The following is a 24,289-nucleotide window of genomic DNA, read 5'->3' on the forward strand; positions in this document are numbered from 1 at the left end:
CGCCGTACGATCGGACCATGGCGTCGAAGGCACCGAAGCACGACATCGACGAGGCGCGGCTGCGCGTCACCGAGCCCAGGAAGGTCGCGGTGGGCGTGCCCGCCGTGCTGCACGCGCTGCAGATCTCGGAGCGCCAGATGGGGCTCGTGCGCTCGGCGCAGACGCTGCTGCGGGTCAATCAGAGAGACGGCTTCGACTGCCCCGGCTGCGCATGGCCCGAGGAGGACAAGCGGCACGTCGCCGAGTTCTGCGAGAACGGCGCCAAGGCCGTCGCCGAAGAGGCGACGCTGCGCCGGGTGGGCCCCGAGTTCTTCGCCGAGCACTCGGTGGCGGCCCTGCGCGCGCACGACGACTGGTGGCTCGGCCAGCAGGGGCGGCTGACGCATCCGATGATCCTCGACGAGGGCGCGACGCACTACCGGCCGCTCTCGTGGGACGACGCACTGCGCGAGATCGCCGATGCCCTCCGCGATCTCGACGACCCGAACGAGGCGATCTTCTACACATCGGGGCGCACGTCGAACGAGGCGGCGTTCCTCTACCAGCTGCTCGTGCGGGGCCTGGGCACCAACAACCTGCCCGACTGCTCCAACATGTGCCACGAGTCCAGCGGTTCGGCCCTCACCGAGACGATCGGCATCGGCAAGGGCACGGTCTCGATCGACGACATCCACGACGCCGACCTGCTGATCGTCGCGGGACAGAACCCCGGCACGAATCATCCGCGGATGCTGTCGGCCCTCGAGAAGGCGAAGCAGCGCGGCGCGACCATCGTCGCGGTCAATCCGCTGCCCGAGGCCGGCCTCATCCGCTTCGAGAACCCGCAGACGCCGCGGGGCGTGATGCTCGGCGGAACGATGCTCGCCGATGAGTTCGTGCAGATCCGCCTCGGCGGCGACCAGGCCCTCTTCCAGGCGATCGGCAAGCACCTGCTCGAGGTCGAGGAGCGCTCGGGCGGGGTCGTCGACCACGCCTTCGTCGCGGCGCACACGACGGGGTTCGACGCCTACGCCGCCGAGGTCGCGGCGGTCTCGTGGGCCGACCTCGTCGAGGCGACCGGCGTCGCAGAAGACGAGCTGCGCCGAGTGGCGGAGCTCGTGCGCGCATCGAAGGCCACGATCGTGTGCTGGGCGATGGGCCTGACGCAGCACAAGCACTCGGTGCCGACGCTGCGCGACGTCGTGAACGTGCTGCTGCTGCAGGGGAACATCGGGCGGCGCGGCGCGGGCGTATGCCCCGTGCGCGGGCACTCGAACGTGCAGGGCGATCGCACCGTCGGCATCTACGAGAAGCCCGCCGAGGCGTTCCTCGCGGCGCTCGACCGCGAATTCTCGTTCCGCGCTCCCCGCGAGCACGGCCACGACGTCGTCGAGGCGATCCGCGCGATGCGCGACGGCCGAGGCCGCGTCTTCTTCGCGATGGGCGGCAACTTCGTCTCGGCGACCCCCGACACCGCCGTGACCGAGGCGGCGCTGGGCTCGGTCGGGCTCACGGTGCAGGTCTCGACGAAGCTCAACCGCTCGCACGTGGTCACCGGCCGCCGCGCCATCATCCTGCCCACCCTCGGCCGCACCGACCGCGACCGCCGCGGCGGCGTCGACCAGCGCGTCTCGGTCGAAGACTCGATGGGCGCCGTGCACTCCTCGCGGGGGCGGCTCGCGCCGCCCGCCGACGACCTGCTCAGCGAAGTCGCGATCGTGGCGCGGCTGTGCGGACTGCTGTTCGCGGGTCAGCCGACAGCATCCGCCCCTGCCCTCGCCTCGAGCGAGGAGATCTCGCGGAGCGAGGACGCTTCGGGTCGAAAGGGCCCTCGCCCGGCCGGATCTCCTCGCGTCGAGCGAGGAGGGGGAGCGCGGGGCGGTGCCGGCGAGCACGACCGCGGGCTCCCGGAGCGGCCGGAGGCCGAGGAGGCGGAGGGGAGCGACGGGCCGGAGGTGCGGCATCCGTCGAACGTGCCGCGTGCCGACTGGGCGGCGCTCGAGAACGACTATGCGCTCATCCGCGCGCACATCGCGGCGGTGATCCCCGGGTTCGACGACTACGACCGGCGCATCGACAAGGGGCGCACCTTATTCCTGCCGAATGGGCCTCGGGACGAGCGCCGCTTCGCCACGACGAGCGGCCTGGCCCACTTCACGGCGAACCCGCTCGAGTTCCCCCGCATCCCCGCCGGGCGCGTGCTGCTGCAGACCCTGCGCTCGCACGACCAGTACAACACCACGATCTACGGCAAAGACGACCGCTACCGCGGCATCCACGGCGGCAGGCGCGTCGTGCTCGCCCACGCCGACGACATCGCCGCGGCGGGCTTTCTCGACGGCGACGTGGTCGACCTCGTGTCGGAGTGGACCGCCGCCGACGGGCACGTCGAGGAGCGTCGCGCCGAGGAATTCCGGCTCGTGGCCTATGCGACGCCGCGGGGCAACGCCGCCGCCTACTACCCGGAGACCAACGTGCTCGTGCCGCTGGATTCGGTCGCCGATGTGTCGGGCACCCCCACCTCGAAGTCGGTGGTCGTGCGGTTCGAGCGGCGCGGCTGACAAGCACGACCGGTCCGATCGCGCAACCCCGCGCCGGCGACGGATGCCGCCGCGTACCGTCGCAGTCATGACAGAGCTCTCCGCCCCCACCGGACGCGAGCCCGCGCTGCGCGCGCAGGAACGCCCCGACGGCACGATGCCGATCGCGCTCGTGCTGGGAGCGACCGGCTACATCGGCGGACGGCTCGTGCCTCGTCTGGTGGCAGCCGGCTACCGGGTGCGCGTGCTGGCGCGGCGCCCCGAGCGCGTCACGGCATTCGACTGGGGCGACGACGTCGAGGTCGTCGCCGGCGCCGCTCAGGATGAGACGGCCGTCGCCGCGGCCTGCCGCGACGTCGACGTGCTGTACTACCTCGTGCACTCGCTCGCCGCCGGCGCGGGATTCGAGCGCGACGACCTCAGCGCGGCCCGCGCGGTGGCTGCGGCGGCGGCCGCGGCGGGGGTGGGGCGCATCGTGTACCTCGGCGGGCTGCATCCGTCCGGCGTGCGCCTGAGCGCGCACCTGCGCTCCCGAGTGGAGGTGGGCGAGGTATTCCTCTCGGGCGGCGTTCCCGCCCTCGTGCTGCAGGCCGGCGTCGTGATCGGCTCCGGCTCGGCGTCGTTCGAGATGATCAGGCACCTCACCGACGTGCTGCCGTACATGCCGGCGCCCCGATGGGTGCGCAACCGCATCCAGCCGATCGCGGTGCGCGACGTGCTGCACTATCTGCTCGGCGCCGCCAGGGTGGACGGGGCGGTCAACCGCGCCGTCGACATCGGCGGACCCGACATGCTGCGGTACGGCCAGATGATGAACGGCTACGCGGTCGCGGCGGGGCTCCGCCAGCGCCCGATCGCGGCGCTGCCGGTGCTCACGCCCCGCCTCGCCTCGCTGTGGGTGAACCTGGTGACCCCCGTACCGCGGGCACTGGCCAGGCCCCTCGTGGAGTCGCTGCAGAACGAGTGCGTCATGGACGACAGGGCCGTCGACGAGATCATCCCGCCGCCCGAGGCGGGTCTCACGCCCTACCGCCGCGCGGTCGAACTCGCCCTGGGCAGGGAGCGCGCCGACAGCGTGGAGACGAGCTGGCGCGACGGCGAGGTGTCGGGGGTGCCCAGCGATCCGCTGCCGAGCGACCCCGAGTGGGCGGGGCGCACCGTGTTCACCGACGAGCGCAGCGCCGTGTGCGACGCCGCGCCCGAGCGGCTCTGGGCCGTGGTCGCCGGCATCGGCGGTGACAACGGCTGGTACTCGACACCGGCGCTGTGGCGTCTGCGCGGCCTCATGGACCGGCTGGTGGGGGGAGTGGGCCTGTCCAGGGGGCGCCGCAGCCGGTCGCGAGTGAGCGTCGGCGACGCCGTGGACTTCTGGCGCGTCGAGACCGTGCAGCCGGGGAGCCTGCTGCGGCTGCGCGCCGAGATGCGGGTGCCCGGCCTCGCGTGGCTCGAGCTGCGCGTCAGTGCGGAGGGCGGGGGATCCCGCTACGATCAGCGCGCCGTCTTCTTCCCGCGGGGGCTGCTCGGCCGCCTGTACTGGCTGGCCGTCCTCCCGTTCCACGGACTCATCTTCCGCAGCATGACCGCGCGCATCACCGAGGCGGCCGGGCGGCCCGCCCAGAAGGTTCCTGCGCCGACCTCCTAAGCTGAGACGATGCGCGCCGTCGTCATCACCGTCTCCGATCGATCGGCCGCCGGCACTCGTGCCGACACGAGCGGTCCCGTCGCCGTCACGGCGCTCCGCGACGCCGGCTGGGAGTGCCACGACGCCGTCGTCGTGCCCGATGGCGCCGATTCCGTCGCGCAGGCGATCACGGATGCCGTGGCCTCCGGCGCCCGGCTGGTCGTCACGACCGGCGGCACGGGGCTGGGCCCCCGTGACCGCACCCCCGAGGGCACGGCGGGCGTGCTGAGCCGCCAGGTGCCGGGGATCGCCGAGGAGCTGCGCCGCCTCGGCGCCGCCGAGAAGCCCGCCGGCATGCTCTCGCGAGGTCTCGCCGGGGTGATCGAGACCGACGGAGGCGGGTCTCTGGTGGTGAATCTGCCCGGCTCGGAACGGGCCGTGCGCACCGGTGTGCCGGTGATCGTGTCGGTCGCCCGGCACGTCGTCGATCAGCTCGCGGGAGGGGACCACTGATGCGCGGAGTGCAGATCGCCCGGATCAGCGCCGAGCCGCTCGATGTCGACGCGCACCTCGCCGCCGTGCAGCACCGCACGGCCGGCGCCGTCACGTCGTTCGTCGGCACGGTGCGCGACCACGACCCCGATGCGGGCGGCGACGTCGTGGCGCTGGAGTACTCGGCCCACCCCGACGCCGAGGCGACGCTGCACGACATCGCCGTGCGCGCCATCGGAACAGCCCCAGCCCTCGTGGCGGTCAGTCACCGCGTCGGGCGGCTCGAGGTGGGCGACGCCGCCGTCGTGATCGCGGTGGCGACGCCGCACCGCGCCGAGGCGTTCGAGATCTGCCGCGACCTCATCGAAGAGATCAAGCGCGCCCTGCCGGTGTGGAAGCGACAGGTCGAAGCCGACGGCACGGCCGCCTGGAAGGGCATCGGCGGGTAGTCGCCTGTCAGCCGCCGGCGAAGGGCGGCAGCACGTCGACGAGCACATCGTCGTCGAGGGGTGCGGCGTCGTCGACGCGGGAACCTGCCACGAGCACGGCGCAGCGGGGGAGGATGCCGGCCAGCGCCGGGTGGTCGGCGGTCAGCCCGGCTCTGAGGGCGCCGAGCGTGCGCTCGTCGCGCCGCTCGTCGTCGCGTCCGGTCGCCTCCTGCGCGGCGGCGAAGAACCTGACGTGCGCCATCAGCCCTGCCAGCCCTCGGCGAGCTGGGCGATCGCGGCGACCGTCTCGCGCACCTGCTCGGGCGTGCCGCCGGTGCGTCCGGCGACCAGGCCCGCGACGAAGGCGCTGAAGGGTGCCGCAGGGCGGGCGACCCCGTGGGCGACAGACGCGGCCAGCTCGAGGATCAGCGCGATCGGCACGTCGCCTGCGGCGAGGTCGAAGCGCTCGCGCAGGGCAGCGGCCCACGCGTCGAGGGCCTCCGGAGGAAGGGTGCGCTCGCTCATCGGTGCTCCTGGGTGTCGGGTGCGGCGCCGAGCGCCGCGGTCAGATCCTCCCACGTGTCGACGTCGCGCGCGCCGCCGTCGCGGTCGCGCACCACGGCGATGGCGAGGTCGTCGAGCAGGGCGCGCATCGGGGCGTCGCGCGCCGCATCGGGCATCGCGGCGGCCGCCCGACGGAGGGCATCGGTGCGATAGAGGCCCGTCAGCCACTGCGGTCTGCCGCCCGCGTCGGCCAGGCACACGCCCTCGGTGTCGGAGGGCAGCAGCACACTGTCATCGAGCAGCTGTCGCACGGCGCGGTCGACGCGGGGGAGGTCGCAGGCCAGCACGAAGGTCCAGCGGGGGGTGTGCGGCGGCTGCTCGTCCTCCAGGGGGCGCAGCGCCGCGACGATCGCTGCGGCGGGCCCGGCGAAGGGCGGGTCTTCGCGCACCCACTGCACGCGCGCGTCGCCGGCGGCGAAACCCGCCACGGGATCCGCGACGATCACGATCGGCGCGGCGCCGACACCGTGTACGGCGTCGACGGCGCGGGCCAGCATCGAGCGCCCGCCCACCTCTATCAGCGGCTTGGCGGCGCCGCCCATGCGCGTCGCACGGCCCCCCGCCAGCAGCACGGCACCGTACGGAGGGGCGCTCACGGCTCGCCCGGGCGCGTCCAGTCGCCGCTGCGGCCGCCCGTCTTGGCGACGACGCGCACGTTCTCGATCGCGGTGCCCTTGTCGAGGCCCTTGACCATGTCGACGATCGCGAGCGCGGTGACCGACACGGCCGTCAGCGCCTCCATCTCCACCCCGGTGCGGTCTGCGGTGCGCACGGTCGCCTCGATCGCGACGCCGTCGTCGTCGATGCGCAGGTCGACGACGGCGCCGTGCACCCCGATCACGTGGGCGAGCGGCAGCAGGTCGGGCGTGCGCTTGGCGGCCTGGATGCCGGCGATGCGGGCGACGGCGAGCACGTCGCCCTTGGGCACGGCGCCGTCGCGCAGGGCCGCGACCACCGGCGCCGCGCACCGCACGAAGCCTCGCGCGGTCGCCGCTCGCACGGTCGGCTGCTTGTCGGTGACGTCGACCATGCGCGCGTGGCCGGACTCGTCGAGGTGCGTGAAACCCATGTCTGACAGCATCCCATCGTTCATCGCAGCATCACCTCGACCGCATCGCCCACGGCCACCTCGGCCGTCTCGGCCGGCACGATCGCCCACGCCTGCGCGCGGGCGAGCCCACCCGCCAGGTGCGAGGCCGAGCCGCCTCCCGTGGCGGGGGCCACCGTCCAGCGGGCGGGGTCGGTGCGGTCGATGACGGCGGGAAGGTACTGGCGACGGCCGGGCGGGGTGCGCCATGCGGATGCGGCGGGCAGCAGCATCCGCGGCCGCTCGAGGTCGCTGCGGCCCTGCAGGGCGAGGAGCGCAGGCCGCACGAACACCTCGAACGACACGGCGGCGCTGACGGGATTGCCCGGCAGGCCGAACAGCAGCACGCCGCCTGCAGTCGCCCCGAACCCCTGCGGCTTTCCCGGTTGCATCGCGACCCTGGCGAACTCCATGACCTCGCCCAGGGTGTTCTTGACGACCTCGTAGGCGCCCGCGCTGACGCCCCCTGAGAAGACGACGACGTCGGCGCCGAGCCGCCCCGCCTCGGCGACGATGCGCGCCGGGCCGTCGCCGTCGTCGGCGACCGTGGTGCGCAGCACGACCTCGCCCGCGGCCTCGGCGACGAGCCCCGCCAGCAGCTCGCTGTTGGACTCGGGGATCTGGCCGTGCGTGAGCGGCAGGCCGGGGGCGACGAGCTCGGACCCCGTCGAGACCACGATCACGCGGGGCGCGCGCGAGACGACGACCTCGGCGACTCCCGCGGCTGCGGCTGCGGCCAGCTGCAGCGGGCCGAGAGCGACCCCGGCCGGCAGCAGCTCGTCGCCGGTGCGGGCGTCGCCGCCACGGCGGCGGATGTGGGCGCCGACGGCCGCGGGCGCGTGGCGCACCTCGATCTCGCCGAGCGAGTCCGCCAGCCCTCCCGCCGTGTCTTCGAACGGAACGATCGCGTCGGCTGCCGTGGGCACGGGCGAGCCGGTCATGATGCGGGCGGCCTGACCGGCCCGCAGTGCAGGGTCGAGGGCGGTGCCGGCCGGGAGATCGGCGACCACCTGCAGTCGGGCAGGGCGATCGGGTGAGGCATCGGCGACATCGGCGAACCGCACCGCGAAGCCGTCCATCGCGGAGTTGTCGAACACCGGGATGTCGACGGCGGCGCGCAGGGGCTCGCGCAGGGTGCGGCCGATCGCGGCCGGGACGGGCACGACGTGGGCCTCGAGCGGGCGCACCGCGGCCAGCACGCGCTCGAGCTGCTCTTCGACCGTGCGCAGCCCGCTCACCGGGCGACCGCCGTCTGGGCGGTGTGCCGGTCGTGCGCGAGCGTCCACGCCGCCATGCCGCCCGCCAGTACGACGGCGTCGGCGCCTTCGCCGCGCAGCGCACGGGCAGCCTGAGCGGCGCGCGCCCCCGCGGCGCACACCACGACGACGCGGTGCCCGTCGAACCGGGCGGCCGTCGAGGCCGGATCGGCCAGTACGGCGGCCAGCGGCACGTGCACGGATCCGTCGATCGCGCCGGCGGCGACCTCGTGGCCCTCGCGCACGTCGATCAGCACGGCGCCGGAGGCGAGGGCGGCCTCGAGGTCGGCGACGGCGAGCGGCGGGGGAGTCGTGGCGGCGGCATCCGCATCCCGTGCGGCGGCGGGGCGCAGCGGCGCCTCCGTCTGACGGGCGCGCAGCGCGTCGATCAGCAGCACGCGGCCCACGAGCGGCTCGCCGATGCCGGCGATGAGCTTCACGGCCTCGGTGGCCATGAGCGCCCCGACCTGCAGGCACAGTGCGCCGAGCACCCCCACGGCCGAGCACGAGGGCGGCTCGCCGACGGTCGAGGGCGGATAGAGGTCGCCCAGCACCACCGGCGACAGGCCGGCAGGGGGAGCCGACCAGAACACCGTCAGCTGGCCGCAGAACTCCTGCACCGTGCCCCACACGAGCGGCGTGCCGAGCCGCTCGCATGCGGCGGCCACGGCGGCACGGGTGTCGAAGGTGTCGCTGCCGTCGAGCACGACGTGTGCTCCGGCGAGCAGCCGCTCGGCGTTGCCTGCGTGCAGCCGCTCCGCCACAGCCACGACCTGGGTCTCGGGCGAGAGGTCGGCGCCCACGCGCACCGCACTGTCGACCTTGCGGCGGCCGACGTCGCCCGCGCGGTGCATCACCTGGCGCTGCAGATTCGCGACCTCGACGAGGTCGTCGTCGATGACGGTGAGGGTGCCGACGCCGGCGGCGGCGAGAGCCAGCACGGCGGGCGAACCGAGTCCGCCCGCACCGACGATGGCGATGTGCGCGGCGGAGAGCCGGCGCTGGCCGAGATCGCCGAGACCGGCGAGGACGCGGTGGCGCGCCGTGCGCGCGGATTCCGCGGCACTGAGGGCGGCGACGGGCTCGACCAGCGGCGGCAGTGGCATTGCTCCAGCGTAGGCGGCGGTCACCGCGCTCGGGCGTTCCGCTCAGTCTGCACGCAGCGGATGCGTCGAGTGATTCCCGCAACAGCGGATGATCGGATTGGATGCTGCCGCATCCGCGGAGATAGGGTGAGGCCGTGACGAGCTATCGCATCGCAGAAGCCGCGCAGCTGCTGGGAGTCTCCGACGACACGGTACGGCGCTGGGTCGACCAGGGACACCTGCCCACTGACGGCGGAGCGCCCGCGCGCATCCCCGGCGACGCGCTCGCCGCCCGCGCCGTGGAGCTGGCGGCGGCTCCGCCCGATCCGGCCGGCGTGCTCTCGAGCGCGCGCAACAGATTCGTCGGCATCGTGACCCGACTGCAGGTCGACGGCGTGATGGCGCAGGTCGACATCCAGGCGGGCCCCCACCGCGTGGTGTCGCTGATGTCGTCGGAGGCCGTGCGCGAGCTCGGACTCGAGGTCGGCTCACTCGCCGTCGCCGTCGTCAAGGCCACCACCGTCATCGTCGAGACCCCGAAAGACTGAGATGCGCACACCCCCGATCCTGCTGGCCGCCGCGGCCGCCGCGGCACTCCTGCTCACCGGCTGCGCCGGCACGGCCGACGCCCCCGGCGCCGCGCCCTCCGAATCGATCAGCGAGACCGGTCCGACCGGCACCCTCACCGTCTTCGCGGCCGCCTCGCTCGGCGCCGCCTTCGACGACATCGCCGGGGCCTTCGAAAGCGCCTACCCCGGCGTCGACGTCGAGCCGATCACCTACGACGGCTCGAGCACGCTGGCCACCCAGATCGTCGAGGGAGCCGCGGTCGACGTGTTCGCCTCGGCCGACGAGAAGAACATGGCGACCGTCACCGACGGTGGCCTTGCCGCAGACCCGCAGCTGTTCGCGACGAACACCCTCGTCATCGCGGTGCCCGCGGGAAACCCCGCCGGCGTGACGGGACTCGACGATCTGCCGTCGGTGACGACGGTGCTGTGTGCCGTCGAGGTGCCGTGCGGGTCGGCCTCGCAGACCTTGCTCGAAGGCGCCGGTGTCGAGGTGACACCTGCCAGCTCCGAGCAGAACGTCACCGCCGTGCTGACCAAGGTCGCAGCCGACGAGGCCGACGCGGGGCTCGTCTACGCGACCGATGTGATCGGCCGCGACGACGTCGAGAGCATCGTCCCGGAGGGCGCCGCCGACGTCGTCAACCGCTACCCGATCGTCGCCCTCGACGACGCGCCGAACCCCGAGGCCGCGGCCGCCTTCGTGGCGTTCGTGTGCGGGGAGCAGGGGCAGCAGATCCTCGCCGGCCTCGGCTTCGGCGCCCCCTGACCCGCATGCCGGCACCCGCGCTGCGGGCGTCGACACGTGACCGCGCCCCTCGCCCCGTGAGAGGGTGGGACGCGTGAGCGGATCGCGCGAGACCCGCGGCTTCGTGCCCGGCGTGCTCGCCGTGCCCGCACTGATCGGCCTCGCCCTGCTCGTTCTGCCGCTGGCGGCTCTCATCGGCCGCGTCGACTGGTCGACGCTGTGGGGCGACATCACGTCTCCTCAGGCCCTCTCGGCGCTCTGGCTGTCGCTCGTGACGGCATCGGTCGCCACCGCCGTGTGCGTGCTGCTGGGGGTTCCGCTGGCGCTGATCATCGCGCGGGCGCGCCCCGGGCTGTCGGCGGCGCTGCGCGTGCTCGTGACGGTGCCGCTCGTGCTGCCGCCCATGGTCGGCGGTGTCGCCCTGCTGTTCCTGCTGGGGCGCAGCGCGCCGCTGGGCGCGCTGCTCGACCAGTGGTGGGGGCTGCGCATCCCGTTCACAGCCGCCGCCGTCGTGATCGCACAGGTGTTCGTCGCCCTGCCGTTTCTCGTCCTCACCGTCGAGGGGTCTCTGCGCACCGTGGGGGTCGGCTACGAGCGCGCCGCCGCGTCGCTCGGCGCCGGCCGCTGGCGCACGCTGGCCAGGGTGACGCTGCCGCTGGCGGCGCCGGGGCTCGTGGCCGGCACCATCCTGTGCTTCGCGCGTGCGCTCGGCGAGTTCGGCGCCACGGCGCTGTTCGCCGGCAACGCCCCCGGAGTCACCCAGACGATGCCGCTGGCGATCTACACGGCCTTCAACGGCTCGGGAGTGGGTCAGGGCACCGCCGTGGCGCTCTCGCTGCTGCTGCTGGTGACGGCCATCGCCGTGCTGCTGCTCGTGCGCGGCTGGCGGCCGGGAGCGCCGCGATGACCGGCGGGGCGCTGCGGGCGCACGTCGTGGCGCCGCGCAAGGGCGGCTTCCGCCTCGACGCGGAGGTCTCCGCGGCGCCCGGCGAGATCGTCGGCGTCATGGGCCCGAGCGGCGCAGGCAAGTCGACCCTGCTCGCCGTGATCGCGGGGCTGCTGCGCCCCGAGAGCGGCACCGTGCAGCTCGACGGCGTCGACCTGCAGCGCCGTCGGGTGCCGGCGTCCCGCCGCGGCATCGTACTGCTGGGGCAGGAGCCTCATCTGTTCCCCCACATGACGGCGCGACAGAACGTCGGCTTCGGCCTGCGGGCGCGCGGGGTCGAGCGAGAGCAGGCCGCCCGCAGCGCCGACGAATGGCTGTGGAACGTGGGGCTCGACGGCTTCGGCGACCACGCACCGCGCGAGCTGTCCGGCGGCCAGCAGCAGCGGGTCGCCCTCGCGCGCGCGCTGGCGACCGAGCCGCGCCTACTGCTGCTCGACGAGCCGCTCACGGCCCTCGATGCCGAGACGGCGGGCGACATCAGGGCGCTGCTGCACCACCAGCTCGTCTCCACCCGCACGACGGCACTCGTGGTGACCCACGACACCGTCGACGCCGTCGCCCTCGCGCAGCGCCTGGTCGTCATCGAGGCCGGTGCGGTGACGCAGCAGGGGCCGGTGCGCGAGGTGCTCGCCGCTCCCGCGACCCGCTTCGTCGCGGTCGCCGCGGGGGTCAACCGGGTGCAGGGCACGGCGAGAGCCGGCGCGTGGCACAGCGGAGGCGAACCCGCCGTCGTGCTCACAGCTCGCGCGCACACCAAGGTCGCCGACGGCGCCGCGCTCGCCGCTCTCGTGCGGCCGGGATCGGTGGTGCTCGAGCGTCCAGCCGATCTGTCGTGGACGGGCGCGCTGCGCCTCGCCCGCGTCGAGGAGGTGACGCCCAACACGTGGCTCGCGCGCATCGTGCGGCTCGAGCAGACCCCCGCCGGTGTGCGCGTGCACACCGCGGAGCCCCGCTTCGCCGTCGACCTGCCGGTCGACCGCGTCGCCGAGCTGCAGCTGACCCCCGGCGATCCGGTGCGCCTGAGCGTCAAGCCGTCGGATGTGCGGCTGCTGCCGGTGTGAGGCCGCGCGGGTTCTGGCAGACTCGCGCAGGTGAGCAGCATCCGCCCCTTCCGTCCAGGTGACGAGCCGGCGCTCGCCGAGATCTGCCTGCGCACCGCGGATGCCGGAGCCGACGCGACGGGCGTGCTCGCCGACGACGATCTGTGGGCCGAGATCTTCGTGCTGCCCTACGTGGCGCGCCACCCGGAATGGGCGTGGGTCGTTCAGGGCGACGACGGGGAGCCGGCCGGGTATCTCGTCGGAGCGCCGGACACCGACGCGTTCGAGGAGTGGTTCGCCGAGGCCTGGTGGCCGCGCTTCGCCGACCGCTGGCCCCGGCCAGAGGCCGAGACGACCCGTCAGGACGGCATTCTGCTCTACGCCTACGGTCGCCGCCCCGGCGCCGAGCCCTTCTCGACCGACCACCCCGCGCATCTGCACATCGACCTGCTGCCTGACCTGCAGGGGCAGGGGTGGGGGCGCCGGCTCATCGACACGTACGTCGCCGCCCTCCGCGAGGCCGGCGTGACCGGGCTGCACCTGGTCGCCGACGCGAACAACGCCGGGGTGATCGGGTTCTACCCCCGGCTCGGGTTCGCCGAGATCCCGGCGCACGAGGGCGTGCGGGCGTTCGGCATGGCGCTGTAGCGCTCAGCCGGCGAGGGCGCCGTGCTCGAGTCGCACGACGCGGTCGACGAGCTCGTCGGGAACGGTGACATGCGATATGAGCACGACCGCCTGGTCGTCGCCGACCGCGCCCAGCAGATCGCGGAGCAGAGCATCGGAGGCCTCAGGGTCGACGCCGGCGGTCGGCTCATCGAGCACCAGCACGGGAAAGCCGTGCAGCAGCGCGCGGGCCAGCGCGATGCGCTGCGCCTGGCCGCCCGAGACGAGTGCGCCGCGCTCGCCGACCCGCGCATCGAGGCCGCCGCGCTCGCGGAGCCACGGCCCGAGCCCGACCCGTTCGAGCGCGGCTTCGAGTTCGGCGTCGGTGGCCGTGTCGTGGGCGAACAGCAGATTCTGGCGGATGTCTTCGTCGAACAGCATCGGATGCTGCTCGCACAGCCCGACGACGCGCCGCACGTCGTCGGGGTCGAGCTCGCCCACGGCGGTGCCGCCGAGCTCGTACGTGCCCTCGATCTCGAGGAAGCGCACGAGCACATGCGCGAGGGTGGTCTTGCCCGCACCGCTCGAGCCCACCACGAGCACGCGCTCGCCCGGTCGCACCTCGAACCGCACGTCGCGCAGCGACGCCGAGGAGGAGCCCGGCCAGCGGGCGGCGACGCCGTGCAGCCGGATGCCGTCGCCGAGCGAGGGGGCGGCATCGGTCGCCGGCGTCGAGGCCTCGTCGACGAGCCCGTCCGGCAGGTCCGCGGGCAGCGCCAGGGCGATGCGCCTGGCGGCGGCGTGCACCTGGCGCCACGACGAGGCGGCCAGCGGAACGGCGGCGAACACCTCGAACACCGCCATCGGCACGAGCACCGCGACGGCGAACGCCGGCGCAGCGAGCTCACCCGTCGTCAGCGCGGGCGCGGCGGCCAGCACCGCGACGATCGAGGCGGCGCCGGCGGCCAGCGAGACGAGCGCCGAGGTGCCCGCCTGCGCTCCTGCGCGACGCACCGCGGCCCGGCGCAGGTCGGCATCGAGTGCGCGGATGCGGTCGCGACTGCGCGCCTCGGCGCCGCACGCCTGCAGCACCTCGAGGCTGCCGAGGTGGTCGACCAGGGCGCCGGCCAGGCGCCCTCGGAGCGGAGCGATCGTGCCCTCCGCACGGGAACCGGCCGCCCACCCCCACAGCGTCGCCACCGCCCCGGCGACGACGAGGCAGCCCAGCAGCGTCAGGGCGGCCGGCCACGACACGAACGCGACCAGCACGACGGCGCCGAGGGCCACCGCCGCCGAAGACATGAGTGGCTGCACGACCCGCAGCGGCAGGTTCTGCAGCTCGTCGACGTCGTCGACGAGCGCGCCCAGCACCGACCCGCGGCCCGTGCGGCCGAGCCCGTCGGGAGCCAGCGGCACGAGCCTGCGCACGAGATCGGTGCGGGTCGAGGCGAGCTGGCGCAGGGCGGCGTCGTGCCCGGCGAGGCGCTCCAGGTAGCGGAACGACGCGCGGCTCAGGGCGAACAGGCGCACGCCCACGACGGCCGCCGACAGATACATCACGGGAGGCTGCTCGCTCGCGCGCACGATGAGCCAGGCACTGACGGCCAGCAGCGCCACCGCCGACGCCTCGGAGAGGAATCCCGAGGCCGCGCCCGGCCAGAATCGGCGTGCGGGCGGCATGGCCCCTCGGAGCACGTCGGCGGCCGAGGTCATGCGAGCACCTCCGCAGGCTCCAGCCGCATCACCCGGTCGGCGATCGCGCGGGCGCTCGTGCGGTGCGAGACCAGCAGCACGGCCGCGCCCGCGTCGGCCAGCGATCGCGTCGCCGCCCACAGGCGCTCCTCGGTCGCGGAGTCGAGCGCCGAGCTCGGCTCGTCGAGCGCGATGACGGGCGCGAGGCCGCGCAGGTGCCGGTAGAACGCGCGGGCGACGGCGACGCGCTGGCCCTGTCCGCCCGAGAGACCGGCGCCCTGCACGCCCAGGGGCAGATCGGGGTCGAGGTCGGCGCAGGCGAGATCCAGGGCGCGGGCGACGAGCGCGGGGTCGGGGGAGTCGTCGCCGAGCGCGACGTTATCGGCGACGAGGCCCGCGACAAGTCCCGGCTGCTGCCCCGCCCAGCCCAGCCAGGTCGACGGCGACGCCGAGCGCACATCCACGCCGCCCCAGTGCGCGCCGCCCGTGAACGTGGCGGCGCCGCGCAGGGCCGCGATGACGCTCGACTTGCCCGATCCGCTCGGTCCTTCCAGCAGCACCACTTCGCCGGAGCGCACCTCGAGAGACACGGGCGCGAGCGTGCGCTCGCCGCGCTGCACCGCCACCGCCTCCAGGCGCAGCATCCCTCGATCCACGGATGCTGCCTGCGCCGTCACGGAGGGCGTGCTGCCGGCGGGCGGCAGCGCCCTGGCTGCGTCGAGCACGGCGAATACGTCGTCGGTGGCGGCGACCCCTTCGCTGGCGGCGTGGAACTGCACACCCACCTGTCGGAGGGGCAGGTAGGCCTCGGGTGCCAGCAGCAGCACGAACAGGCCGACGGCGAGCATCAGCGACCCGTCGATGAGGCGGAAGCCGATCGAGACGGCCACGATCGCGACCGAGATGGAGGCCAGGAACTCCAGGGCGAAGCCGGAGAGGAACGAGACCCGCAGCACGCGCATGGTCTCGGCGCGGTAGGTCTCGGTGACGCGCTGGATGGAGTCTGCGGCCCGGTGCTGACGTCCGAACACCTTGAGCGTCGACAGGCCCTGCACCGTGTCGGAGAAGCGCGCCGCGAGCCGCTGCAGCGTCTGCCACTGCTTCTGCTGCACCGATCTGGTGGCCATGCCGATCAGCACCATGAACACGGGGATGAGGGGCAGGGTGAGCACGACGGTCAGGCCCGAGATCCAGTCCTGCCACCACATCACCAGCACGATGATGGGCGTCGCCACGACCGTCGAGACGAGTTGGGGGAGGTAGCGGCCGAAGTAGGCGTCGAGGGAGTCGAGGCCCCTGCCCGCCGTCACGGCGAGCTTCGCGGTGTTCTGCGTCGTGAGCCACGCCGGTCCGAGCGCGTCGACGGCCCCCACGAGCCGGTCGCGCAACTGCGCCTCGACCCGCGCCGCTGCTCGCGCGGCGACGTATTCGCGCGCCCACAGCAGCGCGGCGCGCGCCGCGACCGTCGCCGCCAGCCACGCGAGCGTCGAGGCGAACTGTGGCCTCGGCATCCCGTCGATCGCACCGGTGATCGCGCGGGTGAGCAGCCAGGCGAACAGCACGACGATCACGGTCTGCGCGAAGGCGATCGCGCCGATCGCGACGAAGAAGCCGCGAGAGGCGCGCGCGTAGCGCAGCAGCCGGGGATCGACGGGCTTCATGCCGGTGCGCGGCGCAGCGTCCGCGTCGTCAGAAGCCATACGACGATCCTCCCACGCGCGGTCTGTGTCGGTTACGGTCACGACGCGCCGCGTCGATCTCACCGGGGCGCGGCGCGTCGTGACCGTAAACGGAATGGGGCGGGGGGATCAGTGGGCGGCGGCGGCCTGCTCGATGCGGGAGCGGGTGACGCGCTTGCGGAAGATCCAGTACGTCCACCCCTGGTAGAGCAGCACGAGCGGCAGGAAGATGACGGCGGCCCAGGTCATGATCGTCAGCGTGTAGTCGGTGCTCGACGCGTTCTCGATCGTGAGGCTGTTGGCGATGTCGGTCGACGACGGCATCACGTACGGGAAGAGGGCCAGCCACAGTGTCAGCACGGCGAAGACGATCGTGACGGCGCCGGCGGTGAAGGCCCACCCGTCGCGCTTGACCCAGTTCGCCGCGAGCGAGGCCAGCAGCGCCACGGCGGCGATGACGCCGCACGTCACCGACAGCCACAGCAGCGGGGCCTCGCGCCCCGCCGCGATCACCGTCGTCCAGATGACGCAGCCGGCGGCGAAGACCACCGTCGGGGCGGCCAGACGCCGCGCCAGCCGCATGGCGTCCTGCTGCACCTGCCCGTCGGTCTTCAGGCCGATGAAGTACACGCCGTGCAGCCAGAACAGCAGCAGCGTCGTCACGCCCACCCACAGACCGTAGGGGTTGAGGAGAGTCAGCAGCGAACCGGTGAACTCGTGGTCGGCGTCCAGCGGCACGCCCTGCACGATGTTGCCGACGGCCACGCCCCACAGCAGCGCCGGCACGACCGAGCCGACGACGATCATCGTGTCGAAGCCGCGCTTCCACTTCAGCGACTCGCGCTGGTGGCGGTACTCGAACGAGACGCCGCGGGCGATGAGGGCCAGCAGGATCAGCAGCAACGCGAGGTAGAAGCCGCTGAACAGCGTCGCGTACCACTCCGGGAACGCGGCGAACAGGCACGCGCCGGCCACGATGACCCACGTCTCGTTGAGGTCCCACACGGGGCCGATCGTGTTGATGATCTGCCGGCGGGAGATGTCGTCCTTGCCGAGGAAAGGCAGCGACATGCCGACGCCGAAGTCGAAGCCGTCGAGCACGAAGTAGCCCACGAAGAGCACGCCGACGATGAAGAACCAGACGTATGCGAGATCCATGTCCGTCGCCTCTCAGTAGACCGTCGTGGGGGTGTCTTCGACCGACATCTCCGACGGATGCGGATCGTCGGGGCCGGGGAGGGGATCGGGGCCGGTCTTCGCGGTCTTGATGATCAGCCCCGCCTCGACCACGGCCAGGGCCGCGTAGATCGCGGTGAACGCGATGAGCGAGATCAGCACGCTCCACCCCGGAACGCTCGGCGAGACGCCGTCTTCGGTGAGCATGAGGCCGAACACGATCCAGGGCTGGCGGCCCATCTCGGTGAAGACCCACCCGACGAGGATCGCGAACAGCGACGCCGGCCACGACCACACCGCGAGCTTCCACGCCCACTGCGGCACATCGCGCTTGGCGTTCTTGCGGGTCAGCCAGAGCCCGACCACTGCCACCAGCGCGCCGATGGCGCCCAGGCCGATCATCCAGCGGAACGCCCAGTAGGTGACCCACAGCACGGGGGCGAAGCTGCCGCCGACCTGGTCGGCGAACTGCGGGAACATCTCGGTCGTGTAGAGGGCGTTGAGGTCGTTGATGCCCTCGACGCAGCCGTCGAACGTATGGGTCGACAGCACGGCGAGCAGGTAGGGCACCCGCAGCGACCAGATCTCGCCGGTGCCGTCGGGCGTGCCGATCGAGAAGAGCGAGAACGAGGCGTCGGCCCCGCACGCGGTGTCGAACATCGCCTCGGCGGCGGCCATCTTCATCGGCTGGGTCTGCACCATTACGATCGAGAGCTGGTCGCCGGAGAGGAAGACGAGGGCGAAGCCCACCAGCATCCCCCACAGTCCGTACTTGAGCGCCGAACGCATGGTCTCGACGTTCTGCTTGCGCATGAGGTGCCACGCGGCGATCGAGATGATGACGCCCGCGGTGAACATGAACGAGGCGGTCAGTGTGTGGGGGAGGGCCGCGAGGGCGACGGGATTGGTGAGCACCGCGAAGAAGTCGGTCATCTCGGCGCGTCCGCCGTCGGCGGCCATCTGGTAGCCCACCGGGTTCTGCATGAAAGCGTTGGCGGCGAGGATGAAGTAGGCCGAGAACCACGCGCCGATGGTCGCGATCCAGATGCTCGCCAGGTGGAGTCCCTTGGGAAGCTTGTCCCACCCGAAGATCCATAGGCCGATGAAGGTGGCCTCGAAGAAGAAGGCCATGAGGCCCTCGAAGGCCAGCGGGGCGCCGAACACGTCGCCGACGAAGCGCGAGTAGCTCGACCAGTTCATGCCGAACTGGAACTCCTGCACGATGCCGGTGACCACGCCCATGGCGAAGTTGATCAGGAAGATCTTGCCGAAGAAGCGCGTCAGGTGCAGCCACTTCACGTTGCCGGTGCGGAACCAGGCGGTCTGGAAGATCGCGACGGTCAGCGCCATCCCCAGCGTCAGCGGCACGAAGAGGAAGTGGTACAGCGTCGTCAGTCCGAACTGCCACCTCGCGAGCAGGAGCGGGTCGAGCAGATCCATGGGAACCCCTTCCACCTATCTGAAGGTCACGGTACACAGCGCACTCTCAGCCAGGGTAGGTGAGCGGGCCGTGCAAAATAAGCCGACGCCCCGTGCGGCCGCCCCGACGGTAGCCTGAAGCGCATGGTCGCCGTTCCGCTCACGCTCGCGACGCGCCCTCCCGAGCGCCGGCACGCCGATGCGGATGCCGCCGCCTCCGGCCCGCTCGTCGACCGCTTCGGTCGCGTGCACCGCGACCTCCGCGTCTCGCTCACCGACCGCTGCTCGCTGCGCTGCACCTACTGCATGCCCGAGCAGGGCAACGAGTGGCTCGCCCGCACGAGCATCCTCACCCTCGACGAGATCGTGCGGGTGGCCGGCACCGCGGCGGAGTGCGGCATCACGACGTTCCGATTGACCGGCGGCGAGCCGCTGCTGCGCACCGACATCGTCGAGGTGGTGCGCCGGCTCGCGGCGCTGCGCACGCCGTCGGGGGAGCGCGTCGAGATCGCCATGACGACCAACGGCATCCGCCTGCGGGAGGTGCTGCCCGAGCTCGTCGAGGCGGGGCTGTCGCGCCTGAACATCTCGATCGACACGCTCGACCGCGAGCGATTCCTCGCCCTCACCCGCCGCGACCGCCTCGACGATGTGCTCGACGGCATCGCGGCGGCCGCGGCATCCGGACTGCGCCCGCTCAAGCTCAACGCCGTCGCGATGCGCGGGGTCAACGACGGCGAGCTGGTCGACCTGGTGGAGTTCGCCCTCGCGCACGACGCGCAGATGCGGTTCATCGAGCAGATGCCGCTCGATGCCGGCCACACGTGGGACCGCACGCAGATGGTCACGCGCGACGAGATCCTCACTGCCCTCGCGCAGCGGTGGACCCTCGCCGCGGTGCCGGGGCGCGGCGGAGCGCCGGCCGAGCGCTTCGTGCTCGACGGCGGCCCGGCCACGGTCGGGGTGATCGCATCGGTCACGGCGCCGTTCTGCGGCGACTGCGACCGGCTGCGGCTGACCGCCGACGGTCAGCTGCGCAACTGCCTCTTCTCGACGAGCGAGTACGACCTGCTGCCGGTGCTCCGCGGCAGCGGCGGCTCGGTGGAGCGGATGCTGCGCTCCTGCGTCGCCGGCAAGCTCCCCGGTCACGCCATCGACGACCCCTCCTTCTTGCAGCCGGCGCGCGGCATGAACGCGATCGGGGGCTGAGGTGGGACGCCTGACCGCCCGTCGGCCGCTCGTGCGCATCCGCCTGGGCGACGAGCCGGCGCGGAGGGTCGACACGCTGGCGGTGGAGGAGCCGCTCGAGATCCGCGTCGGCGGGTCGGCGTTGGCGATCACGATGCGCACGCCCGGGCATGACGTCGAGCTGGCAGCCGGGTTCCTGGTCTCGGAGGGCGTGATCGCCGAGGGCGGCCAGTTCCGCGGGGCGATCCACTGCGGCGGGCCGGGGACGGGCGGCGCAGACGGCAACACCTACAACATCCTCGATGTGACCCTCGCCCCCGGCGTCGCGCCGCCCGATCCCGACCTCGCCCGCCGCTTCTACACGACCAGCTCGTGCGGATTGTGCGGCAAGGCGTCGATCGACGCGGTGCAGACGGTGTCGAGTCACGACCTCGCCGTCGACGAGACCGTGCTCGACCCTGCGCTGCTGGCGACCTTTCCCGATCGCCTCCGCGAGGCTCAGGCGGTGTTCGACAAGACCGGCGGGCTGCATGCCGCGGCGCTGTTCGATGCGGCGACCGGCGAACCGGTCGTCGTGCGCGAAGACGTCGGGCGCCACAACGCCGTCGACAAGGTCGTGGGCTGGGCGGTCCTGGGCGACCGGCTGCCACTGCGCGGTCAAGTGCTCGTGGTGAGCGGACGCGCGAGCTTCGAGCTCGTGCAGAAGGCCGTCATGGCCGGCATCCCGATCCTGGCGGCGGTCTCGGCGCCGTCATCGCTGGCGGCCGAGCTGGCGTCAGCATCCGCACTCACCCTCGTCGGGTTCCTGCGGGGCGAGACGATGAACGTCTACGCGGGTGTCGAACGGCTCACCGGCGCAGCATCACGACGCACGTCGACGGATCGCACGACGTCGTGATCTGCGCGATGCGCAGCGGTCCGCCCGCCTGCGTCAGCACGCCCTCCATGAGTCCCTGATGCACGGCGCACAGCACATCGCGGTGCGAGCCGTCGGCCGAGGCGTGCGGGCACGGCGAGAGGTCGACGGTGAGCGCGCCCTCGTCGATGATCGGGTCGAACCCCGCGTCGCCGAGGTCTTCAACGAGCGCATCGATCTGGTGGAGCGCATCCGAGGGCAGCTCGGCGTCGGCCGTCCAGGGAAGCACGCGGCGCATCAGGTCGCCGCGGCGCGCGGCCTCCTCCGCCTTGCGGCGCGCGATGGGGCTCGATGCGGCGGCTTCGCCCGTCGCGGCGCTGTAGAGCACCCGGGGGCGACCGCGGGTGGTGCGGCGCTCGGTCTCGGCGACGAGGTAGCCGCCCTCGATGAGGCGCTGCACGTGCTCGCGCACCGTGTTGGCGTGCAGGCCCGTCTCGTCGCACAGGTCGGTGATCGTTCGGCCAGGGTGGTCTTGCACGAGTCGCATGATCTGCACACGCGAGTAACTCGACAGTGCGCTGTATGCGAGTCGGGTCATATGACGATCATCCCACGGATGCGGGGCCATCGGCCGGACTTCATGAGGAGTTCGTGAGGCGCGAGTGTACCTGAGTGCACGGTGTGACCGGATGCGGTTACCGTCGAAGACGGAGAGGTGTGCCGCATGCGTCTGGGAGAAGAACGATCATCGACACGTCTGACGGCGATCGCAGTCGGGTTGGTGCTGGTGATCGGGGCGCTGGCGCCGAGCGCGGCGAGCGCTCAGGCGATCGGCGACGAGGAGCAGGCGACGGCGGCGCCGACGCCGAGTGCAGCGGCGATGGACGACAACGCACCGCAGCCGTCGCCGACGCCGGCGGCGACCGCCGCGGATGAGACATCGACACCCGCCCCCACACCCACCCCCACTTCCAGCGAGTCCGAGACGCCGACGCCCGTCGTCTCGTCGCGCGCCGTCGCTCCCGACGCGACCACCGCGGCGTCGGCCGTGGTGCCCGCGACCTCGAGGATCGGCGACGCCGACATCTCCGCCAGGGCGGTCTCGGCCTCGGAAGCCGCTTACCCCGACGGCGCATCGACCGTCGTCGTCTCGCTCGGCGACGCCGCCGTGGCGCCCGCGGTGGCATCCGGACTCGCGGCGGAGCTCGAAGCACCGCTGCTGTTCATCACGGGCACCTCGGTGCCCTCTGCCGTGACGACCGAGATCACGCGACTCGGCGCGACCGACATCATCGTGGCCGCCTCCGCCGGCAAGGTCTCGAGCTCGGTGTACACCGCGCTCGGTCGGCTCGGCACCGTCGAGAAGCTGGTCGTCGACTCGCGGTACACGGGCGCCCGCGAGGTGCTCTCGCGGCTGTCGCATGACGTGGGGATCGTCTACCTGACCGGCAGCAGCCTGCTGGCCTATCCCGTCGTGGTGGCGGCGGCTGCGGCCAAGAACCGCGCCGCCCTCATGGTCGACGGCACGGCATCGTCGGCCGGTTCCCGCACGATCGCCGCGCTGAAACGCACGGGGGCGTCGAAGATCATCGTCTTCGGCGGCGCCACGAGTGTCAGCAGCGGCTACATCAGGTCGCTGCGGGATGCGGGCTTCACGGTGTCGCGGAGGGCGGAGGGCGACATCTACGCCCTGTCGACCTCGGCATCGGCCACCTACCCCGCGGGAGTGGACCGCGCCGTGATCGTCAACCCCAAGAGCAGGATCGACGCGGCGCTGGGCGCCGCTCTGGCCGGAGCGACGTCGCAGATGCTCGCCTATTCGACCTACGCGTGCGTGCCGAGCGGGCTCAGCGGTCAGATCTCCGCGCAGGGCGCCACGGTGCTGCCCCTGGGCACGACGTACTGGCTGACATCGGCGGTCGCCTCGAACACGCCGTGCTCTGAGCAGAACGCGAAGGCGAAGTCGTCGCTGCAATCGGCGATCAACGCGACGATCGCCCAGCGCGGCGGCAAGTACGCGGTCACCGCCTACGAGCTCGGTGCGACCAACGTCATGACCGGCACGAAGGGCAGCACGAAGCTCGAGCCCGCCAGCATGATGAAGCTCTACGCCGCCTGGGTGGCCCTCAAGAGGGTGCAGGACGCCAAGACGACGACGTCATCGGTGATCCTCTCGTCCGGATACTCCCTGCGCAGCTGCATCCGCATCATGATCCATGTCTCCGACAACTACTGCCACGACGACATCGTCCACTGGCTCGGCGTCTCGAGGCTCAACTCCGCGATCAAGAAGGCGGGCTTCTCGAGCACGAAGTACGGGGCGAGTGCCGACACGGGCAGCGTTCTGTACGCGGGCAACCGCACGACCACGAACGACCTCGTGCGCTTCATGAAGAAGCTGAGGGAGGGCGACCTGCTCGATGCGTCGCGCACCGACTTCCTCCTCGATCTGATGGGCGACCAGATCTGGCGCACGCGCATCCCCTCGGGCATCCCAGCGGGGATCGTGCAGCAGAGCAAGCCAGGCGCGCTCTGGATCGCGGCGGGACTGCTGCAGGCCGACACCGCGATCGTCTACGGCAAGCGCTCGACCTACGTGCTGTCGATCATCGGCTACGACGATGCGTCGAAGGCCGACCTCGCCGCGATCAGCCGCACCGTCTACACCTACTTCAACGGATCTTTCGGCGACGCCAAGGTGTACCCCGCGAAGCAGATGGTGACCACGAAGTCGATCTCGATGCGCTCGAGCGCTGCCGGAAAGGTCGTCGGCACGATCCCCAAGGGCAAGTACGTCGAGATCACCGACTCGCGACGCAAGTGGTACAAGCTCTACTACGGCTCGAAGCTCGTGTGGGTGGACTCCGGGGCCCTCAAGAACCGGTGAGTCAGCGCGCGTCGTAGGCGGCGCGCGACTGCTCGATGAGCGGATGCCGGGCGATCGCCCACTCCGCGAGTGCCGTCGCGACCTCGATCAGGGTCGCACCCAGCTCTGTCAGCTCGTACTCGACTCTGGGCGGGACCTCCGCGTGCACGGTGCGTGTGATGAGCCCATCGCGCTCGAGCTGGCGCAGGGTGAGGGTCAGCATCCGCTGCGAGATGCCGGGGATGTGCCGCTGCAGTTCGCTGAACCGCAGCCGCTCGTCGCGCAGCGTGCCGATCACCAGCAGCGACCACTTGTCGCCGATGCGGTCGAGCACATCGCGGATGGCGCGCCCGTCGGTGCCGCCGGAGGCCGTCGCCGCGCACGACCGGTCGTAGGCGCTCTTGGGCGCGGAGGGATCCACTGCCGTCATCTGTGCCTCGGTTACCCGGATG

General features: G+C 72.5%; 24 protein-coding genes. 12 read left to right on the forward strand and 12 right to left on the reverse strand.

What is annotated here, in order from left to right; genetic code table 11:
* The first annotated feature begins 17 nt into the window (after positions 1–17).
* The 4 genes from OAW74_RS03355 to OAW74_RS03370 all read left to right on the forward strand — a co-directional run bounded on the left by OAW74_RS03355 (position 18) and on the right by OAW74_RS03370 (position 5,081).
* On the forward strand, positions 18–2,540 hold the full coding sequence (locus tag OAW74_RS03355) for an FdhF/YdeP family oxidoreductase (RefSeq protein ID WP_262872918.1): 2,523 nt from the start codon (positions 18–20) through the stop codon (positions 2,538–2,540).
* Between the two features lie 67 nt (positions 2,541–2,607).
* Positions 2,608–4,161 carry an SDR family oxidoreductase gene (locus tag OAW74_RS03360; protein WP_262872919.1) on the forward strand — a complete coding sequence of 518 codons (1,554 nt, stop codon included), beginning with the start codon at positions 2,608–2,610 and terminating at the stop codon, positions 4,159–4,161.
* Positions 4,162–4,170: 9 nt separating this feature from the next.
* Entirely contained in the window at positions 4,171–4,653 is a 483-nt protein-coding gene (locus OAW74_RS03365) for a MogA/MoaB family molybdenum cofactor biosynthesis protein (protein WP_262872920.1), read from the forward strand.
* Positions 4,653–5,081, forward strand: coding sequence for a molybdenum cofactor biosynthesis protein MoaE (locus OAW74_RS03370; RefSeq protein ID WP_262872921.1), 429 nt, complete (start codon positions 4,653–4,655; stop codon positions 5,079–5,081). The genes OAW74_RS03365 and OAW74_RS03370 overlap by 1 nt, the downstream gene beginning before the upstream one ends.
* A 7-nt stretch (positions 5,082–5,088) precedes the next feature.
* On the opposite strand, the gene OAW74_RS03375 is transcribed toward OAW74_RS03370, so the two are convergent.
* Genes OAW74_RS03375 through OAW74_RS03400 form a run of 6 tightly spaced genes read right to left on the reverse strand, consistent with a single transcriptional unit; the run spans position 5,089 to position 9,073 of the window.
* Positions 5,089–5,322: a MoaD/ThiS family protein gene (locus tag OAW74_RS03375; protein WP_262872922.1), complete on the reverse strand. Its 234-nt coding sequence runs from the start codon at positions 5,320–5,322 to the stop codon at positions 5,089–5,091.
* On the reverse strand, positions 5,322–5,585 hold the full coding sequence (locus tag OAW74_RS03380) for a DUF6457 domain-containing protein (RefSeq protein WP_262872923.1): 264 nt from the start codon (positions 5,583–5,585) through the stop codon (positions 5,322–5,324). Before OAW74_RS03380 ends, OAW74_RS03375 begins: the two co-directional genes overlap by 1 nt.
* Positions 5,582–6,220 carry a molybdenum cofactor guanylyltransferase gene (mobA, locus tag OAW74_RS03385; RefSeq protein WP_262872924.1) on the reverse strand — a complete coding sequence of 213 codons (639 nt, stop codon included), beginning with the start codon at positions 6,218–6,220 and terminating at the stop codon, positions 5,582–5,584. Before mobA ends, OAW74_RS03380 begins: the two co-directional genes overlap by 4 nt.
* On the reverse strand, positions 6,217–6,693 hold the full coding sequence (gene moaC, locus OAW74_RS03390) for a cyclic pyranopterin monophosphate synthase MoaC (protein WP_262872925.1): 477 nt from the start codon (positions 6,691–6,693) through the stop codon (positions 6,217–6,219). Before moaC ends, mobA begins: the two co-directional genes overlap by 4 nt.
* A gap of 20 nt (positions 6,694–6,713) precedes the next feature.
* Positions 6,714–7,949 (reverse strand): molybdopterin molybdotransferase MoeA, encoded by a 1,236-nt coding sequence (locus OAW74_RS03395; RefSeq protein ID WP_262872926.1) that lies wholly within the window; start codon positions 7,947–7,949, stop codon positions 6,714–6,716.
* Positions 7,946–9,073, reverse strand: a complete 1,128-nt coding sequence (locus OAW74_RS03400; RefSeq protein WP_262872927.1) for a ThiF family adenylyltransferase — start codon at positions 9,071–9,073, stop codon at positions 7,946–7,948. Before OAW74_RS03400 ends, OAW74_RS03395 begins: the two co-directional genes overlap by 4 nt.
* Before the next feature lie 134 nt (positions 9,074–9,207).
* On the opposite strand from OAW74_RS03400, the gene OAW74_RS03405 reads away from it, so the two are divergent.
* The 5 genes from OAW74_RS03405 (at position 9,208) to OAW74_RS03425 (ending at position 13,003) form a co-directional block, all read left to right on the forward strand.
* A complete protein-coding gene (locus OAW74_RS03405) occupies positions 9,208–9,600 on the forward strand; it encodes a TOBE domain-containing protein (protein WP_262872928.1) in 393 nt (130 codons plus the stop codon).
* 1 nt (position 9,601) lies between these two features.
* Positions 9,602–10,390, forward strand: coding sequence for a molybdate ABC transporter substrate-binding protein (gene modA, locus OAW74_RS03410; protein WP_262872929.1), 789 nt, complete (start codon positions 9,602–9,604; stop codon positions 10,388–10,390).
* Between the two features lie 73 nt (positions 10,391–10,463).
* On the forward strand, positions 10,464–11,276 hold the full coding sequence (locus OAW74_RS03415) for an ABC transporter permease (protein WP_262872930.1): 813 nt from the start codon (positions 10,464–10,466) through the stop codon (positions 11,274–11,276).
* Positions 11,273–12,376: a sulfate/molybdate ABC transporter ATP-binding protein gene (locus OAW74_RS03420; protein ID WP_262872931.1), complete on the forward strand. Its 1,104-nt coding sequence runs from the start codon at positions 11,273–11,275 to the stop codon at positions 12,374–12,376. Before OAW74_RS03415 ends, OAW74_RS03420 begins: the two co-directional genes overlap by 4 nt.
* Before the next feature lie 30 nt (positions 12,377–12,406).
* Complete coding sequence (locus tag OAW74_RS03425; RefSeq protein ID WP_262872932.1) at positions 12,407–13,003, forward strand: GNAT family N-acetyltransferase; 597 nt, start codon at positions 12,407–12,409, stop codon at positions 13,001–13,003.
* Between the two features lie 3 nt (positions 13,004–13,006).
* On the opposite strand, the gene cydC is transcribed toward OAW74_RS03425, so the two are convergent.
* The 4 genes from cydC to OAW74_RS03445 all read right to left on the reverse strand — a co-directional run bounded on the left by cydC (position 13,007) and on the right by OAW74_RS03445 (position 18,948).
* Positions 13,007–14,674 carry a thiol reductant ABC exporter subunit CydC gene (cydC, locus tag OAW74_RS03430; protein ID WP_262872933.1) on the reverse strand — a complete coding sequence of 556 codons (1,668 nt, stop codon included), beginning with the start codon at positions 14,672–14,674 and terminating at the stop codon, positions 13,007–13,009.
* Positions 14,671–16,353 (reverse strand): thiol reductant ABC exporter subunit CydD, encoded by a 1,683-nt coding sequence (cydD, locus tag OAW74_RS03435; protein ID WP_262872934.1) that lies wholly within the window; start codon positions 16,351–16,353, stop codon positions 14,671–14,673. Before cydD ends, cydC begins: the two co-directional genes overlap by 4 nt.
* 108 nt (positions 16,354–16,461) lie before the next feature.
* Complete coding sequence (cydB, locus tag OAW74_RS03440) at positions 16,462–17,490, reverse strand: cytochrome d ubiquinol oxidase subunit II (RefSeq protein WP_262872935.1); 1,029 nt, start codon at positions 17,488–17,490, stop codon at positions 16,462–16,464.
* A gap of 12 nt (positions 17,491–17,502) precedes the next feature.
* The gene (locus OAW74_RS03445) at positions 17,503–18,948 is read right to left on the reverse strand and encodes a cytochrome ubiquinol oxidase subunit I (protein ID WP_262872936.1); all 1,446 of its coding nucleotides are present in this window, start codon (positions 18,946–18,948) and stop codon (positions 17,503–17,505) included.
* A 123-nt stretch (positions 18,949–19,071) separates the two neighbouring features.
* On the opposite strand from OAW74_RS03445, the gene moaA reads away from it, so the two are divergent.
* Positions 19,072–20,136, forward strand: coding sequence for a GTP 3',8-cyclase MoaA (gene moaA, locus OAW74_RS03450; RefSeq protein WP_262872937.1), 1,065 nt, complete (start codon positions 19,072–19,074; stop codon positions 20,134–20,136).
* A 1-nt stretch (position 20,137) separates the two neighbouring features.
* Positions 20,138–21,013 carry a formate dehydrogenase accessory sulfurtransferase FdhD gene (gene fdhD / locus OAW74_RS03455; RefSeq protein WP_262872938.1) on the forward strand — a complete coding sequence of 292 codons (876 nt, stop codon included), beginning with the start codon at positions 20,138–20,140 and terminating at the stop codon, positions 21,011–21,013.
* Here fdhD and OAW74_RS03460 read toward each other — a convergent pair.
* Positions 20,964–21,569, reverse strand: a complete 606-nt coding sequence (locus tag OAW74_RS03460) for a helix-turn-helix transcriptional regulator (protein WP_262872939.1) — start codon at positions 21,567–21,569, stop codon at positions 20,964–20,966. The two genes, fdhD and OAW74_RS03460, sit on opposite strands and share 50 nt — an antisense overlap.
* Before the next feature lie 126 nt (positions 21,570–21,695).
* Between OAW74_RS03460 and OAW74_RS03465 the strand changes: the two genes are divergently transcribed.
* Positions 21,696–23,858, forward strand: coding sequence for a serine hydrolase (locus OAW74_RS03465; protein WP_262872940.1), 2,163 nt, complete (start codon positions 21,696–21,698; stop codon positions 23,856–23,858).
* A gap of 1 nt (position 23,859) precedes the next feature.
* On the opposite strand, the gene OAW74_RS03470 is transcribed toward OAW74_RS03465, so the two are convergent.
* On the reverse strand, positions 23,860–24,267 hold the full coding sequence (locus OAW74_RS03470; protein ID WP_262872941.1) for a winged helix-turn-helix transcriptional regulator: 408 nt from the start codon (positions 24,265–24,267) through the stop codon (positions 23,860–23,862).
* Between the last annotated feature and the right edge of the window lie 22 nt (positions 24,268–24,289).

The organism is Microbacterium fluvii (assembly GCF_025515205.1).
Taxonomy (GTDB): Bacteria; Actinomycetota; Actinomycetes; order Actinomycetales; family Microbacteriaceae; genus Microbacterium; species Microbacterium fluvii.

What these genes read in the sequence shown, in the direction of transcription:
- OAW74_RS03380 (WP_262872923.1), bottom strand. Translation starts at nt 5,585, where the DNA reads ATGAGCGAGCGCACCCTTCCTCCGGAGGCCCTCGACGCGTGGGCCGCT.
- cydC (WP_262872933.1), bottom strand. Translation starts at nt 14,674, where the DNA reads ATGACCTCGGCCGCCGACGTGCTCCGAGGGGCCATGCCGCCCGCACGC.
- OAW74_RS03360 (WP_262872919.1), top strand. Translation starts at nt 2,608, where the DNA reads ATGACAGAGCTCTCCGCCCCCACCGGACGCGAGCCCGCGCTGCGCGCG.
- OAW74_RS03460 (WP_262872939.1), bottom strand. Translation starts at nt 21,569, where the DNA reads ATGACCCGACTCGCATACAGCGCACTGTCGAGTTACTCGCGTGTGCAG.
- moaC (WP_262872925.1), bottom strand. Translation starts at nt 6,693, where the DNA reads ATGGGTTTCACGCACCTCGACGAGTCCGGCCACGCGCGCATGGTCGAC.
- OAW74_RS03470 (WP_262872941.1), bottom strand. Translation starts at nt 24,267, where the DNA reads ATGACGGCAGTGGATCCCTCCGCGCCCAAGAGCGCCTACGACCGGTCG.
- OAW74_RS03375 (WP_262872922.1), bottom strand. Translation starts at nt 5,322, where the DNA reads ATGGCGCACGTCAGGTTCTTCGCCGCCGCGCAGGAGGCGACCGGACGC.
- cydB (WP_262872935.1), bottom strand. Translation starts at nt 17,490, where the DNA reads ATGGATCTCGCATACGTCTGGTTCTTCATCGTCGGCGTGCTCTTCGTG.
- cydD (WP_262872934.1), bottom strand. Translation starts at nt 16,353, where the DNA reads ATGGCTTCTGACGACGCGGACGCTGCGCCGCGCACCGGCATGAAGCCC.
- moaA (WP_262872937.1), top strand. Translation starts at nt 19,072, where the DNA reads ATGGTCGCCGTTCCGCTCACGCTCGCGACGCGCCCTCCCGAGCGCCGG.
- OAW74_RS03465 (WP_262872940.1), top strand. Translation starts at nt 21,696, where the DNA reads ATGCGTCTGGGAGAAGAACGATCATCGACACGTCTGACGGCGATCGCA.
- OAW74_RS03355 (WP_262872918.1), top strand. Translation starts at nt 18, where the DNA reads ATGGCGTCGAAGGCACCGAAGCACGACATCGACGAGGCGCGGCTGCGC.
- OAW74_RS03420 (WP_262872931.1), top strand. Translation starts at nt 11,273, where the DNA reads ATGACCGGCGGGGCGCTGCGGGCGCACGTCGTGGCGCCGCGCAAGGGC.
- OAW74_RS03370 (WP_262872921.1), top strand. Translation starts at nt 4,653, where the DNA reads ATGCGCGGAGTGCAGATCGCCCGGATCAGCGCCGAGCCGCTCGATGTC.
- OAW74_RS03365 (WP_262872920.1), top strand. Translation starts at nt 4,171, where the DNA reads ATGCGCGCCGTCGTCATCACCGTCTCCGATCGATCGGCCGCCGGCACT.
- modA (WP_262872929.1), top strand. Translation starts at nt 9,602, where the DNA reads ATGCGCACACCCCCGATCCTGCTGGCCGCCGCGGCCGCCGCGGCACTC.
- OAW74_RS03400 (WP_262872927.1), bottom strand. Translation starts at nt 9,073, where the DNA reads ATGCCACTGCCGCCGCTGGTCGAGCCCGTCGCCGCCCTCAGTGCCGCG.
- OAW74_RS03445 (WP_262872936.1), bottom strand. Translation starts at nt 18,948, where the DNA reads ATGGATCTGCTCGACCCGCTCCTGCTCGCGAGGTGGCAGTTCGGACTG.